Annotated in this window: 16 protein-coding genes; 10 read left to right on the forward strand and 6 right to left on the reverse strand. The window is 71.9% G+C overall.

The features are described 5' to 3' along the window. Positions 1-70: 70 nt before the first annotated feature. Together JYK18_RS21380 and JYK18_RS21385 are read right to left on the reverse strand one after the other, a co-directional pair. On the reverse strand, positions 71-721 hold the full coding sequence (locus JYK18_RS21380; protein WP_206803697.1) for a response regulator transcription factor: 651 nt from the start codon (positions 719-721) through the stop codon (positions 71-73). Beyond that, a complete protein-coding gene (locus JYK18_RS21385) occupies positions 703-1,989 on the reverse strand; it encodes a sensor domain-containing protein (protein WP_307795980.1) in 1,287 nt (428 codons plus the stop codon). The genes JYK18_RS21380 and JYK18_RS21385 overlap by 19 nt, the downstream gene beginning before the upstream one ends. Positions 1,990-2,098: 109 nt before the next feature. Between JYK18_RS21385 and JYK18_RS21390 the strand changes: the two genes are divergently transcribed. After that, on the forward strand, positions 2,099-2,830 hold the full coding sequence (locus tag JYK18_RS21390; protein ID WP_374195057.1) for an ABC transporter ATP-binding protein: 732 nt from the start codon (positions 2,099-2,101) through the stop codon (positions 2,828-2,830). Beyond that, positions 2,830-4,713 (forward strand): FtsX-like permease family protein, encoded by a 1,884-nt coding sequence (locus JYK18_RS21395; protein ID WP_206804394.1) that lies wholly within the window; start codon positions 2,830-2,832, stop codon positions 4,711-4,713. The genes JYK18_RS21390 and JYK18_RS21395 overlap by 1 nt, the downstream gene beginning before the upstream one ends. Before the next feature lie 9 nt (positions 4,714-4,722). On the opposite strand, the gene JYK18_RS21400 is transcribed toward JYK18_RS21395, so the two are convergent. Further along, a complete protein-coding gene (locus JYK18_RS21400) occupies positions 4,723-5,997 on the reverse strand; it encodes an MFS transporter (RefSeq protein WP_206803700.1) in 1,275 nt (424 codons plus the stop codon). Between the two features lie 86 nt (positions 5,998-6,083). Then, positions 6,084-8,210 carry a RecQ family ATP-dependent DNA helicase gene (locus JYK18_RS21405; RefSeq protein WP_206803701.1) on the reverse strand — a complete coding sequence of 709 codons (2,127 nt, stop codon included), beginning with the start codon at positions 8,208-8,210 and terminating at the stop codon, positions 6,084-6,086. 262 nt (positions 8,211-8,472) lie between these two features. Here JYK18_RS21405 and nadD point away from each other — a divergent pair, with 262 nt between their 5' ends. From nadD to JYK18_RS21445, 8 genes are all read left to right on the forward strand, one after another. Continuing rightward, complete coding sequence (nadD, locus tag JYK18_RS21410; protein ID WP_206803702.1) at positions 8,473-9,066, forward strand: nicotinate-nucleotide adenylyltransferase; 594 nt, start codon at positions 8,473-8,475, stop codon at positions 9,064-9,066. Between the two features lie 5 nt (positions 9,067-9,071). Next, a complete protein-coding gene (locus JYK18_RS21415) occupies positions 9,072-9,680 on the forward strand; it encodes a serine/threonine-protein kinase (RefSeq protein ID WP_206803703.1) in 609 nt (202 codons plus the stop codon). Continuing rightward, positions 9,638-10,933, forward strand: coding sequence for a hypothetical protein (locus JYK18_RS21420; protein ID WP_206803704.1), 1,296 nt, complete (start codon positions 9,638-9,640; stop codon positions 10,931-10,933). The genes JYK18_RS21415 and JYK18_RS21420 overlap by 43 nt, the downstream gene beginning before the upstream one ends. Positions 10,934-11,017: 84 nt before the next feature. Beyond that, a complete protein-coding gene (rsfS, locus tag JYK18_RS21425) occupies positions 11,018-11,419 on the forward strand; it encodes a ribosome silencing factor (RefSeq protein WP_206803705.1) in 402 nt (133 codons plus the stop codon). Next, positions 11,416-12,021 carry a histidine phosphatase family protein gene (locus tag JYK18_RS21430; protein ID WP_206803706.1) on the forward strand — a complete coding sequence of 202 codons (606 nt, stop codon included), beginning with the start codon at positions 11,416-11,418 and terminating at the stop codon, positions 12,019-12,021. Before rsfS ends, JYK18_RS21430 begins: the two co-directional genes overlap by 4 nt. Further along, positions 12,018-12,755, forward strand: coding sequence for a diglucosylglycerate octanoyltransferase (octT, locus tag JYK18_RS21435; protein WP_206803707.1), 738 nt, complete (start codon positions 12,018-12,020; stop codon positions 12,753-12,755). The genes JYK18_RS21430 and octT overlap by 4 nt, the downstream gene beginning before the upstream one ends. A 9-nt stretch (positions 12,756-12,764) precedes the next feature. Continuing rightward, positions 12,765-13,607, forward strand: a complete 843-nt coding sequence (locus JYK18_RS21440) for a DegV family protein (RefSeq protein WP_206803708.1) — start codon at positions 12,765-12,767, stop codon at positions 13,605-13,607. Between the two features lie 179 nt (positions 13,608-13,786). After that, positions 13,787-14,179, forward strand: coding sequence for a DUF6221 family protein (locus JYK18_RS21445; protein WP_206803709.1), 393 nt, complete (start codon positions 13,787-13,789; stop codon positions 14,177-14,179). Positions 14,180-14,483: 304 nt separating this feature from the next. On the opposite strand, the gene JYK18_RS21450 is transcribed toward JYK18_RS21445, so the two are convergent. Together JYK18_RS21450 and JYK18_RS21455 are read right to left on the reverse strand one after the other, a co-directional pair. Continuing rightward, the gene (locus tag JYK18_RS21450) at positions 14,484-14,894 is read right to left on the reverse strand and encodes an SRPBCC domain-containing protein (RefSeq protein WP_206803710.1); all 411 of its coding nucleotides are present in this window, start codon (positions 14,892-14,894) and stop codon (positions 14,484-14,486) included. Next, positions 14,891-15,202: a metalloregulator ArsR/SmtB family transcription factor gene (locus JYK18_RS21455; RefSeq protein WP_307795982.1), complete on the reverse strand. Its 312-nt coding sequence runs from the start codon at positions 15,200-15,202 to the stop codon at positions 14,891-14,893. Before JYK18_RS21455 ends, JYK18_RS21450 begins: the two co-directional genes overlap by 4 nt. Between the last annotated feature and the right edge of the window lie 195 nt (positions 15,203-15,397).

The raw sequence follows: 15,397 nt of genomic DNA on the forward strand, positions 1-15,397 counted from the left end.
ACTTTCTCAGACGTACACCGACCCCGGACGTTCCCCCAAGTCCCCCGTTTTGTCCACTCACGTAAGTGCTTTACCTGCGTAAATAGGCGAGTACCGCGAGTACCCGCCGGTTGGTGTCCTCGGCGGGCGGCAGGTCGAGCTTGCTCAGTATGTTGCCAACGTGCTTTGCGATCGCGGCTTCGGAGACCACCAGCCGCCGCGCGATCTCGGTGTTGGAGTGCCCCTCGGCGACCAGTGCGAGCACCTCGGTCTCCCGGCCGGACAACCGGTTCAGCGGATCCCGCTGCCTGCCGAGCAGCTGCCGCACCACCTGCGGGTCGACCACCGTGCCGCCGTCGACCACCTGCCGCAGCGCGGCGACGAACTCCTCGACGTCGACCACCCGGTCCTTGAGCAGGTACCCGACCCCGCGACCGTCACCGGAGTCCAGCAGTTCGGCCGCGCCGCTGCGTTCGACGTACTGGCTGAGCGCGAGCACCGCCAGCCCGGGGTGCTTCCGGCGCAGCTCGACCGCGGCCCGCAGGCCCTCGTCGGTGAAGTCCGGTGGCATCCGGATGTCGGTGACCACCAGCTCCGGCCGGTGCTCCTCGACCGCGCGGGCCAGTTCGGTGGCGTCACCGACCGCGGCGACCACCTCGAAGCCGAACCGGCCGAGCAAGCCGGAAAGGCCTTCGCGCAGCAGGACGCCGTCTTCGGCCAGCACTACTCGGACTGAGGACACGGCAGCTCCACACGCACCACGGTCGGCCCACCGGCCGGACTGGACAACACCATTCTGCCGTCGAGCACGGCGACGCGGTCGGCCAAGCCGGTCAACCCGGTGCCACCGCCGGGATCGGCGCCGCCCCGCCCGTTGTCGGTGATCTCCAGCAACAGCGAATCGCGGTCGAGCCGCACGTCGATCTCGACCGCGGTGGCCTCGCTGTGCTTGGCCGCGTTGGCCAGCGCCTCGGACGCGACGAAGTAGGCGGTGCCCTCCAGCGCGCCGGGCAGCCGGCTTTTCAGTGCACTGTGGACGGTCACCGGCACGGCCGAGCGGTCGGCCAGTTCACCGAGTGCGGCGGGCAGACCGCGTTCGGTGAGCACCTGCGGCCGGATGCCGTGGATGAACTCGCGCAGTTCGGCCATCAGCTGCTTGGCCTCGTGGTGCGCCTCGGCGAGCTGCGCGGCGGCGGGGGAGTCCGGCGGCAGGTCGAGCCGGGCGAGGCCGAGCCGCAGGGTCAGGCCGACCAGCCGCTGCTGCGCGCCGTCGTGCAGATCGCGTTCGATGCGGCGGCGTTCGGCCTCGAACGCGTCGACCAGGCGGGCACGCGACCGCGACACCTCGATCAGCTGGTCACCCTGCAGCAGGGTTCTGGCCAGCACGCCGTGCAGCCCGGCGACGAGGGTGCCCAGGTAGCACAACGCGACGAGCAGGAGGAGGCCGCCGAGCACGCCCCAGACCGACTCGCCGAGCGTGCTGATGGTCAGGAAGCCGACCGATACCGTCCCGCCCTCGATCAGGAACGGGCTCGCCAGCAGGGAAACCGCCAGCACGGCGAACACCAGCACCGCCACGCAGGCCGCGAGCACCACCGTGGCCAGCAGCACCGCGTAACCCAGCTCGCGCCATGTCGCAGCCTCGGTGAACCGCGTGCGGACCCACAGGTCGAGCCCCGGCGACGACGGCCGCCGGTGGCCGGAGGTGACCTTGCGCGGGTCCACCAGCCGCAGGCGCCGTCGTTCCAATCCCGCCAGCGGCAACGCGAGCAGCGGACCGCCGAGGCCAAAGGTGAGCGCGCCCAGTGCGAGCAGCGCCGCCACCGTGCCGGGTCCGTCCGAAGCGGACTCGAGCACCAGGACCAGCCACGGCAGGCAGAGCAGGCTGAGCGCACCCGCCGTCACGGTGGCGGTGACCAGCGAACCGAGCAGGTACGCCGCCGCGCGCCACGGCCACCGGCTGAGCAGGAAGCTCCGCCGCCCCAAGGCCTCCAGCGCGGTTGTGGTCACCAGCCCGACCCTAGCCGGTAGAGCTGGGTCTACCCCGGTTCGGGCGCTGGAGGTAGTGCCCGCACCCGGCCGGTACCGCTTTGCTGGGCGGGTGAGTGCGGAAGCCGGGATACGCGTGGTGCCAGCGATCGAGCTGTGGGAGGTGACCAGGGAGTACGGCGAGCGGCAGGCACGGGTGCGGGCGCTCGACCGGGTCAGCATCGGCTTCCCGCCCGGCACCTGGACCGCGGTGATGGGGCCGTCCGGTTCGGGCAAGTCCACCCTGCTGCACTGCGCGGCCGGGCTGGACCGGGTCAGCGGCGGGCGGGTGGTGCTGCTCGGCAGGGACATCACGCTCGCCCCCGACAGCGTGCTCACCGGCCTCCGCCGCAGCGCGATCGGCTTTGTCTTCCAGAGCTTCAACCTGCTGGGCGCGCTGACCGCCGAGCAGAACGTCGCGCTGCCGCTGCGGTTGTCCGGCGCCAAGGTCTCGCGCGCGGAGGTGCACGAGGTGCTGGCCTCGGTCGGGCTCGGCGACCGTGTCCGGCACCGCCCGCGTGAACTGTCCGGCGGGCAGCAGCAGCGGGTGGCGATCGCGCGCGCCATGGTGACCCGGCCCGCCGTGCTGTTCGCCGACGAGCCGACCGGGGCACTGGATTCGAAGTCCGCGCGTGGCGTGCTGCACCTGCTCCGCGACATGGTCGACCGGGCGCGGCAGACGGTGGTGATGGTGACGCACGACCCGGTCGCCGCGGCCGCCGCCGACGCGGTGGTGTTCCTGTCCGACGGCCGGATCGTCGACCAGCTGCTGCGGCCGACCGCGCGGCAGGTGGCCGACCGGCTCGCGAGCCTGGAGGCGTGATGCTGCGGCTGTCGCTGAGCACGTTCGGGGAGAAGCGCAGGTTGTTCGGGGGTGCGCTGGTCACCGTCGCGCTCGGGGTGGCGCTGGTGCAGTCGTCCCTGCTGGTGATGGGGTCGACGGCACGGGGGCGGATCCCGGAGGGGCTGGACCCGGCCACCGCGGACCGGGTCCGCGACGGGTTCGAGGGCGCGGCCACGTTGATGGGCATGACCGTGCTGCTGTCCGGTTTCCTGGGGTTCTTCATCGTCGGCTCCACGTTCGCCTTCACCGTGGCGCAGCGGCGGCAGGAACTCGCGCTGTTGCGGCTGGTCGGGGGCGGGCGCGGGCAGTTGTACCGGCTGCTGCTCGCCGAGGCGCTGCTGCTGGGGGTGACCGGTACCGCGCTCGGCGTGCCGCTGGGGGTGGTGGCGACCTGGCCGCAGTCGTGGTTGCTGGGCGGGCTCGGTCTGGTGCCGTCGGACTTCTCGGTGGCGTGGGAACCGCGCGTGCTGTGGGTGTCCGGGTTCGTCGGCATCGGTGTGTCCCTGCTCGGCGTGCTCAGCGCGGCCCGGCGCGCGGCCGCGGTCCGGCCGCTGGAAGCGTTGCGGGACAGCGGTTCCGTGCAGCGGGTGATGACCATCGGCCGCTGGTTCACCGGACTGTCCATGGTGGCCTTCTGCGCCGGGCTGGTGGTGCTGGCGCAGCGCGTCGAACTGGCCGGCGCGCTGGCGATGTCGATGATGGTGGCGATCGTCGGCGCGGCCGGGCTGAGCGTGCTGAGCCCGCTGGTGGTGCCGCTGGCCGGGCGGCTGCTCGGCTTGCTGCTGCGCCGGACCGTGGTGGGGGAGATCGCCGAGGCGAACCTGCGGGACGGCGTGCGCCGCAGCGCTTCCACGGCCGCGCCGCTGATCGTGCTCACCGGGCTGGTGCTCGGGCTGGCGGGGACCATGGCCTCGCTGGCCGAACTGAGCGAGCAGGAGCAGCGGCGCACCACGGTGGGCGATCTGGTGGTCGAGTCGACCGGCGCGGAGGCCGACCGGATCGCCTCGATCCCCGGTGTGGACGGGGTTTCGGTGGAGGTATCGGTGCCCATCCGCATCCAGGCCGACCTGCGGGAGGAGGGCTGGACGCGCACCGAGAACTACTACGACGGCCTGATCGTGATCGACCCGGCGGCCTACCAGGAAGCCCACCTGATCCGGCCGAAGGCGGGGGATTTGGCCGAACTGCGCGGGGACACCGTCGCGGTGGGTCCGGCGCTGGTCGGGGAGGGCATCCGGATCGGGGATTCGATGCGCGCGGTCTTCCCGGACGGCGAGCGGCAACTGCGAGTGGTGGCGGTGATGCCGGAGACCGTCGCCGAGGGCGCGACCTTCCTGCTGCCCAGGGATGCCGTGCCCGCTTCGGTCGTCGCCGAGGCACCCGCCGTCTCGTTGGTGCGACTGGCTCCCGGGGCCGCGCCGGTGAACGTCGGCACCGTGTCCACAATGGACGACTGGATCGCGGCCGACGTGGAGAAGCAGAACCAGGACAACACCGCGTTCCTCGCCGCGCTGATGGGCCTGTCCGGGTTGTACACGGCGGTCGCCGTGGTCAACGCGGTGGTGATGGCCGGGGCCGAGCGCGGCGTGGAGTTCGCCGCCGCGCGGGTCACCGGGCTGACCCGGCGGCAGGTGGTGTGGATGGCGCTGGTCGAGGCGTGGATGGTCACCGCGATCGGGCTGGGCCTCGGCTGCCTCACCCTGGCCGGGGTGCTGGTCGGCATGCCGGTGGTCGCGGTGCCGTGGCGGCTGCTGGGTTTCCTCGCCGCCGGTGCGTTCGCCGCGGTCGGCGTGACCAGCGTGTGGACCACGTGGCTGGCGACGCGGCCGTCCCCGGTCTCGCTGGTGGCCGCGCGCGAGTGACGTGCCCGGTCAGCGCAGTTCGCTGCCCTTCGTCTCCGGCAGCTTCAGGATCACCAGGAAGGCGACCGCGGCGCCGACGGCGACGTAGATGAAGAACAGGTTCGGCTGGCCGATCGTGGCCAGCCAGCTGATCAGCAGCGGTGCCGTGCCGCCGAAGACCGCGACGGTCAGGTTGTACCAGGCACCGATGCCCAGCGCGCGCAGCTCGGTCGGGAACAGCTCCGACATGATCGCCGGCGCGATCGAGGTCATCGCGGTGTACAGGCCGAGCCCGACGCAGAACACCACCAGCAGGTTGCCGAACCCGGGTTTCACCAGCGAGGACAACGGGATGATCAGGATCGCGGTGGCTGCCGACCACACCATCAGCTGCGGTTTGCGGCCGTACCGGTCGGCCAGCACGCCCATCGGGTACTGCAGCGCGACGAACAACGCGGTGGCGATCGACAGCGCCAGGAACACCTCGGTGTCGTCGGCCTTGCGCGTCTTCACCGCGAACGGGGTCAGCGCGCTGAAGAAGGTGTAGTAGCAGAGCGTGGACAGCATGGTGAAGCCGATCAGCCTGCCGACCGACTTCGGGTGCTCGCGCAGCGTGGTCAGCAGCGGCCGCTCCACCCGGCGCGCGGTGCCCTTGTTCTCCTCGAACTGCTCGGTCTCGGCCAGGCTGCGCCGCAGCCACAGCCCGATCAGCCCCATCACGCCACCGAGCAGAAACGGGATGCGCCAGCCCCAGGAGTTGAGGTCCTCCTTGGTCAGCGTTTCGGCGAGCACGTACCCGAGCACCGACGCGATCAGCACCGCGGTGCCGGTGGAGATGTAGAAGAACGAGGAGTACCGGCCACGGCGCGGGGCCGGGGCGATCTCGCCGAGGTAGGCCGAGGCGTTCGACACCTCGCCGCCGAGCGAGAGGCCCTGCGCGATCCTCGCCACCAGCAGCAGGATCGGCGCCAGCCAGCCCACCTGCTCGTAGGTGGGCAGCACGCCGATCATCACCGAGCCGCCCGCCATCAGCACGATGGTCAGGATCATCGCCGGTTTGCGGCCGCGGAGGTCGGCGAACCGGCCGAGCAGGTAACCGCCGAGCGGGCGGAAGAAGAACGCCAGCGCGTAGGTGGCGAAGGTGTTCACCTGGGACAGTTCGCCGGGGAAGAAGGCGGCGGCGAAGTAGATGCTGAAGGTCGCGTAGATGGTCCAGTCGAACCACTCCAGCGCGTTGCCGACGCTGGCCGCGAACAGCTTCTTGACCGGCAGGCGGTGCTGTACCTGAGGACTCGACTCGACCATGGCTGATCCTCCGTGCTCGGTCCGGTTGACGTGGGACCCTGCCACACGAATGGGTGAGTTGGAAGATCCCCGTTCCAGTCCGCGGCTCAGGAAGTGCTGGCGAGCGCGAACGGCAGCACCGCCGGTGCCCCCGCCTGGCGCAGCAGCCGGGCGGCGATGGCCATCGTCCAGCCGGTGTCGGCCACGTCGTCGATCAGCAGCACCGGGCCGTTGAGTTCCGCCACGGCCTCGGCCAGTTCCGGCGGCAGGGACAGCCGGTTCCACAGGTCGGCCACGCGTTGCGCGCTGTTCGCCCGGCGCGGCCGTTCGCCGTCGGCGGCGAGCGAGCCGAGGTAGTCCAGCCTGCCGATCTCGGCGATCCGCTGGGCGAAGTCGCGCACCAGGGTGGGGCGCGTGCTCGACGGCAGCGAGACCACCGCGACCGGGCGTTCGGCCCAGTCCCACGCGGCGAGCACCTGCACGCACGCCTGGAACACCGCGTCGGGCACCGCACCGTCGGCCGCCGAGTCTCCGACCAGCTCGCGCAAACGATTGCCCCAGCCGATGTCGGTCAACCGGCCGAGCGCGCGGCCGGGTTCGGTCTGCTCGCCGGCGGCGATCTTGCCCGAGGCCTTAATGCCCAATCCGGCCATGCCGGTCGGCCACTGCCGCCGCGAGGCCAGTTCGACGCCCGGCCGGCGCAGATCCTGGGCCGTTTTGTCGACAATGGACTCGGAGACCGCGGCCGAGAGGTGGTTGCCGGTGCAGTTGTCGCAACGGCCGCACGGTGCGGCGTGCGGGTCGTCGAGCTGGGTGAGCAGGAACTGCATGCGGCAGCCGGTGGTGTTCTGGTAGTCGAGCATGGCCTGCTGCTCGGCGTTGCGCGCCTCGCTGACCCGTTCGTAGCGCCGCGCGTCGTACTCCCACGGCTGCCCGGTGCTCTCCCAGCCCCCGCGCACCCGGCGCACGGCACCGTCCACATCGAGCACCTTGAGCACCATTTCCAGGCGGGTGCGCGAAAGCTCCACCTTCGGCTCCAGCGCGGCCGTCGACAGTGGACGGTCGGCCACGGCCAGCGCGTCCAGCAGCTGGTCGACCACCCGCTTGCCGGGGAAGGCCAGCGAGCCGAAGTAGCGCCAGATCTCCACGTCCTCGTGACCGGGCAGCAGCACCACTTCGGCGCGGTGCACACCACGCCCGGCGCGGCCGACCTGCTGGTAGTAGGCGATCGGCGAGGACGGCGCGCCGACGTGCACCACAAAACCGAGGTCCGGCTTGTCGAAGCCCATGCCCAGCGCGGAGGTGGCGACCAGCGCCTTGACCCGGTTGGCCAGCAGGTCGTCCTCGGCGGCCTGGCGGTCGGCGGGTTCGGTCTTGCCGGTGTAGGCGGTGACCGGGTAACCGTGCTCGTTGAGCAGCCTGGCCACGTCGTAGGCGCCGGCGACGGTGAGCGTGTAGATGATCCCGGAGCCGGGCAGCTCGCCGAGCCGTTCGGCCAGCCAGGCCAGCCGGGCCTCGGCGGTCGGCACCCGGACCACCTGGAGGTGCAGGCTCTCGCGGTCGAGCGGTCCGCGCAGCACCAGCGCGTCGCCGGAACTGTGCGCGCCGACGCCCAGCTGCTCGGCCACGTCGGTGACCACCCGGTTGTTCGCCGTCGCCGTGGTCGCCAGCACGGGTACGCCGTCGGGGAGTTCACCCAGAAGGGTGCGCAGGCGCCGGTAGTCGGGGCGGAAGTCGTGGCCCCAGTCGGAGATGCAGTGCGCCTCGTCGACCACCAGCAGCCCGGCGGTGGCGGTCAGCTTCGGCAGCACGTTGTCGCGGAAGTCCGGGTTGTTCAGCCGTTCGGGGCTGACCAGCAGCACGTCGGTGCGCCCGGCGGCGATGTCGGCCTGCACCTCGTCCCAGTCCTGCTGGTTGGCGGAGTTCATCGTGGCCGCGTGGATCCCGGCCCGCGCCGCCGCGGCGATCTGGTTGCGCATCAGCGCCAGCAGCGGCGAGATGATCACCGTCGGGCCCGCGCCCTGCTCCCGCAGCAACGCGGTGGCCAGGAAGTACACCGCCGACTTGCCCCAGCCGGTGCGCTGCACGACCAGCGCGCGCCGCCGGTGGGCGACCAGCGCCTCGATCGCGGTCCACTGGTCCTCGCGCAGGACGGCGGCGTCCCCGGCGAGGGCGCGGAGCAGTTCGTCGGAGCGCTGGCGGAGCCCCGTGGTGTCTGCGGTGTCGGTGTGCACGCCACCACCTCTACCCCATGGGTCCGACAGGTTCGCGCGCAGTGTATGTGACGCAGGTCACTGGCCCGATGGCGCCCCGGCCGTCATTCCGCTCCGGCGCCCGCCTCTGTCATGGGTGTACCGCCTCCGCTCCGCGGGGACGCCGGTACCCGGCGGTTCCCCCAGGCCGCCGGTGCGCGGTGCGCGGGTGTCCGGTGCGGACAGACCCGCGCACCGCGCCCTCTTCGTTCCGGTCCGGGGACGCCACGTACGCTGCTTGTTCATGCCAGAACGGCGTCGAATCGGGGTCATGGGCGGAACCTTCGATCCCGTCCACCACGGGCACCTCGTCGCGGCCAGCGAGGTGCAGTCGCGCTTCGCCCTCGACGAGGTCATCTTCGTGCCGACGGGCCAGCCGTGGCAGAAGTCGGACCGGGTGGTCACCCGCGCCGAGGACCGGTACCTGATGACGGTGATCGCCACCGCCTCCAACCCGGTGTTCTCGGTCAGCCGGGTGGACATCGAGCGCGGCGGGCAGACCTACACCGTGGACACGCTGCGTGATCTCCGCGCCGAGTACCCGGACACCGAACTGCACTTCATCACCGGCGCCGACGCCCTCGAGCAGATCCTCACCTGGCGCAACGCCGACGAGCTGTTCGACCTGGCCCACTTCATCGGCGTGACCCGGCCCGGGTACCACCTCAACGACCACCACCTGCCCAGCGGCAAGGTGAGCCTGGTCGAGGTGACCGCGATGGCGATCTCCTCCACCGGCTGCCGCGAACGCGTCGAGCGCGGTGAGCCGGTCTGGTACCTGGTGCCCGACGGCGTGGTCCGGTACATCGACAAACGCGGGCTGTACCGGCAAGACTGAGCCCCGTGCGCGAGGGGGAGCTGGTCGCGGGCCGGTACCGGTTGCCGGAGCGGGTCGGGGCCGACCAGGAGTTCGCGACCGGTCTGCGGCACCCGAACGTGGTCGCCCAGTACGAGTCGGTCACCGAGCACGGGGACCGCTGGCTGGTGATGGAGTACGTGCCGTCGCGCAACCTCGCCGAGGTGCTGCGGGAGGACGGCCCGCTCCCGCCACGCGACGCCGCGCGCATCGGCGCCCACCTCACCGACGCGCTGGACGCCGTGCACCGCGCCGGCGTGGTCCACCGCGATGTCACGCCGGGCAACACCCTCATCGCGGACGACGGCACGGTGAAGCTGACCGACTTCGGCATCTCCCGTCCACTGTGGAACGAAGTCACCATGACCCAGGGTTCGCTGGTCCCCGGTACCCGGGTTATCTCGCGCCGGAGGTCGCCAACGGTGCCGACCCGACGCGGGCTTCGGACCTGTTTTCCTTGGGGGTGTTGCTTTTCCGCGCGGTGGAAGGGCGTTCGGCGTTCGGTGACGCCGAACACCCGCTGGTCCTCCTCCGCCGCTCGGCGGCCGGGGAGGTGGGACGGCCGGAACACGCCGGTGCGCTCACGCCGGTGCTGACCGCGCTGCTGGCCGTCGACCCCTCCGCCCGGCCCGACGCCTCGCGGGCCAAGGCGCTGCTGGAACTGGTGTCGTCGGGCGCGGACGAGAAAACGATCCGCGCCGCAGTCGGCCGTCGCCGTCCGTTCCGGACTGCGGTCGGCCGCCGCCGCTCGATGCGCTCCGCGGTCGGCCGCGGCGCTGCAGTCGGTCGCCTTCGGGCTGGAGTTGGCCACCGCGACCCGCTCGGGTCTGCGGTTGGCCACCGCGATCAGCTCGAATCCGCGGTTGGCTTCCGCGGTCGGCTCGGGGCTGCGGCCGGTCGCCGCGCTCGGCTTCGGTTGGCGGGTCGCCGTCGTGGCTGGCGGATCGCGGTCGCTTCCGCGGTCGTGGTCGCCGCAGCGGCGGCCGTGCTGGTGACCGTCCTGCCCGAGGACGCGCCACCACCCGCCGCCGCACCGCCGTTCGACGCGCGTTCGGCGGACCTCTGCGCGCTGCTGATCCCACCGGCGCTGGCCGAGTTCGGCGAGGTCGTCCCGGAGCCGGATCGCGGTGAGTTCAGCCAATGTGGCCTGCTGGTCCGCACGCCTTCCGGCGCGAGCGTCGACGTGACCGCGGAGCTGGAACCGCTGTCGATCACCGGCGCCCCGGGCGAGGACCGGCCAGGCGGATTCCAGCTCACCCGATTCGCCGGCGAAGAGACCGGGTGTGAGCGCCATCTCCTCCCAGCGACGCACGAGTACACCGTGGCCATCTCGGTCACCCGGCGGGACGGCGTCGGCGGCCCGGTGGAGTTCTGCGCGATCGCCGACGTCGCCACGGACGGCGCGCTGGCCGTGCTCGCCTCCGGCCGCCTACCCCGCCGCTCCGTTGCGCCCGATCCCGCGTCGCTCGCCTGGCAGAACGCCTGCAGCCTGCTCGCCGAGGCCGCGCCCGGCCGCGATCCCGTCGAACTGGACCACGGCGTCGGCGACTGGTCGTGCGCCCACGACAGCCCGATCGGACCGGACACCGTCCAGATCCGCTTCACCCGTGACGCGCCGCCGTCCGCCGGGCAGAAGCTGGTCTTCGGCGGCCGGGAGACTTGGCTGGAAGCCAGCACGGCCGATCCGGACAGCTGCGTGGCCCGCATCGGCTACCGCACATATCCCGGTCCGCTTGGGCAGCCTGTCGCCGAGCTGATCGAGGTCCTCGCCGACGGGGTGGCCGACGACGGCGCGTGCTCGGTCGTCGTCGGCACCGCGCAGCCGCTGGCCTACGCGCTCGCCGACTGACCCCCTGGACGGACACCGTCACCGGCTCCCGTGATTGATCCGGGTACCCTCATCGGGCGCATCCGTTTACCCGAAGGAGCCCTGTTGACCGCCACGTCCGAAGCCCGGGAACTGGCCGTCACCGCCGCACACGCGGCGGCGGACAAGAAGGCGTCGAACGTGGTCGTGCTGGACGTCTCCGACCAGCTCGTGATCACCGACGCCTTCGTGATCGCCTCGGCCCCCAACGAACGGCAGGTCGGCGCCATCGTCGACAACGTCGAGGAGAAGCTCCGCGAAGCCGGGCACAAGCCGGTCCGCCGCGAGGGCGCGCGCGAAGGCCGCTGGGTGCTGCTCGACTTCGTCGACGTCGTGGTGCACGTCCAGCACGACGAGGAGCGCTCGTTCTACGGCCTCGAACGGCTGTGGAAGGACTGCCCGCGCATCGAGGTCGACGGCCTGGCCGTGGGTGCCGACGAGGAGGAACCAGCCGAGGAGCGCCCGTGACGCAGCGGCTGGTGCTGTGGCGGCACGGTGAGACCGACTACAATGCCGCCGGCCGCATGCAGGGGCACCTCGACTCCGCGCTGACGCAGGTGGGCTGGAACCAGGCGCGGTTCGCCGCGCCCGCGCTCGCCCGCTTCTCGCCGGAGCTGGTGATCGCCTCCGACCTCCACCGCGCCACCGACACCGCCACCGTGCTCACCGAGGCCATCGGCGTGCCGCTGCGCATCGACAAGCGCCTGCGCGAGACGCACCTCGGCGAGTGGCAGGGCCTGACCGGCGCCGAGGTCGACGCCAAGTACCCCGGCGAGCGGGACCTCTGGCGCACCGACGCCACCTGGGCCCCGCCCGGCGGTGAGTCACGCGTGGACGTGGCCGATCGCGCGTACGAGGTGGTCGCGGACCTGATGGCCGCCGACGCCGGGCACACCGTGCTGCTGGCCGCGCACGGCGGGCTGATCACCGCGCTGACCGCGCGCCTGCTCGGCCTGCCGGTCGAGACCTGGCCCACGCTCGGGGGCATCGCCAACTGCCACTGGGTCGAGCTGGGGCGCCGCAACGAGATGTGGCGGTTGATCGCGTACAACGCGGGCATCACCGGGTGAGCCCGCGGCTGCTGGTTTTCGGGGACTCGCTGAGCTTCCACGGCCCCGATCACGAGTACGCGGCCGACGAACCCCGGCTCTGGCCGAACCTCACCGCCGACGCGCTCGGCGGCACCGCCGACTTGGTCGCCGGCTTCGGCTGGAACGCGCGCGACCTGTGGTGGTCGCTGACCGGCGACCCGCGCGTGTGGGCCGAACTGCACCGGGCCGACGTGGTGCTGCTCGCCATCGGCAGCATGGACACGCTGCCGTCGCCGCTGCCGACGTACCTGCGCACCGGGCTGCGCTACCTGCGCCCGGACGGCCTGCGCCGGGTCGCCCGGCGCGCCTACCTCGCCGCCCAGCCGCGGCTGGCGGTGGCCCTGCGCGGGCGGCCCGCCGTGCTGCCCGCCGCGTTGACCGTGCGGTACCTGGACATGTCGGTCGAGGCGCTGCGGACGCTGCGCCCGGACCTGCCGATCGTCGGCATGCTGCCGTCGGTGCACCGCGCCGCGTCCTACGGCGGCGTGCACACCGCCCGCCCCGGCGCGGCGGCGGCGATGGCCGACTGGGCCCGGCGGCGCGACGTGCCGATGCTCGACCTCGCCGAGGTCGTCGGCCCGCACGTGCTCGGTGGCCACGGCAATCCCGACGGCATGCACTGGGGCTGGGCGGGACACGCCGCGGTGGGCGCCGAAATGGCAAAACTAGTCGCCCCGTTGCTGTTCACCGAAGAACCACGCGAGGCACCGTAGGCTGGGGCGGTGCCGGTAGCCGTAGTCACGGATTCGACCGCCCACCTGCCGGAGGGCTTCGCCGACCGGCATGCGATCCGGGTGGTGCCCCTGCACGTGCTCATCGACGGGGTGTCCGCACTGGACGGCACCGATGTGGGGCCCGCCGCGCTCGCCGAAGCACTCGGCCAGCGCCGCATCGTCACCACCTCCCGGCCGACGCCCTCGGAGTTCGCCACGCAGTTCCGCGCCGCACTGGCCGACGGCGCGGAGGCGGTGGTCTCGGTGCACCTGTCCCGTGAGCTGTCGGGCACCTGGGAGGCGGCGGTGCTGGCCGCGCAGGAGGTCGGCCCGGACAAGGTCCGCATCGTCGACTCGCGCACCACCGCGATGGGGCTCGGCTTCGCCGCGCTGCACGCGTCGTCCGCCGCCGCCTCGGGCGCCTCACCCGCCGAGGTGGAGAAGGCCGCCGTGGAGGCGGCTCGCCGCTCGGAGACGCTGTTCGTGGTGGAGACCCTGGAACACCTCCGCCGCGGCGGCCGGATCGGCTCGGCCGCCGCGCTGCTGGGGACCGCGCTGGCGGTGAAACCGGTGCTGCACATGGCCGAAGGCCGCATCCTGCCGCTGGAGAAGGTGCGCACGATGAACCGCGCCATGGCGCGCATGGTGGATTTGGCGGTCCGCGCCGCCGGGGACGACCCGGTGGAGCTCGCCGTGCACCACCTGGCCTCGCCGGAGCGCGCGGTCGAGCTGGCGAACCGGCTGGAGGACCAGCTGCCGCACTCGTCGGGCTGCGTGGTGTCCGAACTCGGCGCGGTGATCGGCGCGCACACCGGCCCCGGCGTGCTCGGGGTCGTGGTCCAGCGCCCCTGAGCGTCGCAGCCTGTGCACGCTCGGTGAGCATCGAGCAGGTAGTGACCTCCTTGTTATGTCTGATTCGTAACGCTCGGTGAGATACTTCCGACGAGCAATTAAGCGCGGTGGGCCCCGTACGCGGGCCTGATCCGGGGATCGCGCGGGGTTTCGGCTGGCCCGAGAAAGGACGATCCCCGTTGACCGACCTGGTGGCGTTCCTGACCGCGAGGGTGAACGAACGCCAGAGCCTGATCATGCGGACGGTGCAGAAGGGCAAGGCGGGCGATCAGCTCGATCGTGCCGACCTCGCCACCCAGACCGAGATGCGCATCCGCGGCCTCGGCACGGTGGAGCTCGAATCGATCAACCGGATGATCCGCGAGGTCGAGGCGACCCGGTTGATCGTCGAGGCCCACGAGACCACGGTGACCGACCGCGTCGCCGGCTTCCCCCTGTACGGCGGGGACTATTGGTGCGAGATCTGCCACGTCCCCGGCGGGGAGCCGGGGCAGACTTGGTGCCGGACGCTGCGCCTGCTCGCGCTGCCCTACGCCGACCATCCTGACTACCGCCGCGAATGGCGCCCTTGACAACTGGCCGCCGAACGGGCGAACTAGGTACGAGAAGGCTCTTGTTCCGCCCGGTGGCTCAGCCCTGGACGCGGCCTCACCGGTAGCAGCCCGTGAGGCCGCGTCCACGGCGTTCCGGCTCCGCTCGCGATGGTCGGCGTCCCGCTGTTCGCGGGCAGTGTCTGGCTGTCCGCAGTGCTCACCTCCCGCCCATCCAGCGGTTCGTGACCGCCCTGTGCGGCTGTTTGTGGTGGTCACCGCAGGCTACGAGCTGCTCGCAGTGGTCGGCTGCCGCCTGCCGCGCCCGCCCGGTGGCTCGCGGCGGTCAGCCCAGGTCCGGCAGGAGTTTCGCCAATCGCGGCAGCACCTCGTCTCGCCAGCCGGGGCCCATGCGCTCGCAGGCGTCGCGCTGCCGCTTGTCGTCGAGGTCGAACCCGGAGTGCGTGAGCAGGAGCCGGGTGCCGTGACCCTCTTCGACGAGGTCCCAGGTCAGCGTCCAGTCGCCGTTGAAGGTGTAGACGAGCCGCCGCGGCGGGTCGGCTTCGATGATCTTGCACGGGATCTCCCCGAAGCCCGGCATCCGCAGGTGGAACTCGTGGCCGGGCTGGTCGCTGATGTCGCCGGGCGCCCACCACTTCGCGTGCACTTCGGGATCGGTGAGCGCCCGCCACACCTTCGCGGCCGGTGCGTTCATGAACTGATCGACGTGGATGACGCCGGTACGGGAGTAGGTCATTCGTCCTCGTTTTCCAGGAGTTCCGCCATGGTGCGCAAACGCTCGCGCCAGAACCGCTCGAACGGGTGCAGCCAGTCGCCGACCTGTTCCAGTGGTGCGGGCTCGAGGTGGTAGAACCGCTGCCTCCCCACCGGTTCGTCGCGGACGAGCGCCGCGTTGCGCAGGATCTTCAGGTGTTCCGCCACCGACGGCCGGCTCATGTCGAACTGCGCCGCCAGGTCGCCCGCCGTCCAGGGCCCGTCCGCCAGCAGCTCCAACAGTCGCCGCCGGGCCGGACTGGCCAACGCCACAAACACTTCGTCGGACATGCGAGGCAGCTTATGTAGGCAATCGCCTACATGTCAACTCCTCCCTACGCTTCCGCGTCGATCCCCGATCCCGCCCGAGGCGCCCACCCGCCCTGGCCGGAAGTCAAACCCGCTAGCGGAAGCTGGAATCTGGCTGCCCATAGGGAATCTCGGCGCGTGAAGTGGCGGCCGCTCGCGTATCAGGCGGCGACCGAG

The organism is Amycolatopsis sp. 195334CR (assembly GCF_017309385.1).
GTDB lineage: Bacteria > Actinomycetota > Actinomycetes > Mycobacteriales > Pseudonocardiaceae > Amycolatopsis.

Excerpts from the sequence above, each read along its gene's own strand:
- JYK18_RS21455 (WP_307795982.1), bottom strand. The coding sequence starts at position 15,202 with ATGTCCGACGAAGTGTTTGTGGCGTTGGCCAGTCCGGCCCGGCGGCGA.
- JYK18_RS21450 (WP_206803710.1), bottom strand. The coding sequence starts at position 14,894 with ATGACCTACTCCCGTACCGGCGTCATCCACGTCGATCAGTTCATGAAC.
- JYK18_RS21400 (WP_206803700.1), bottom strand. The coding sequence starts at position 5,997 with ATGGTCGAGTCGAGTCCTCAGGTACAGCACCGCCTGCCGGTCAAGAAG.
- JYK18_RS21395 (WP_206804394.1), top strand. The coding sequence starts at position 2,830 with ATGCTGCGGCTGTCGCTGAGCACGTTCGGGGAGAAGCGCAGGTTGTTC.
- nadD (WP_206803702.1), top strand. The coding sequence starts at position 8,473 with ATGCCAGAACGGCGTCGAATCGGGGTCATGGGCGGAACCTTCGATCCC.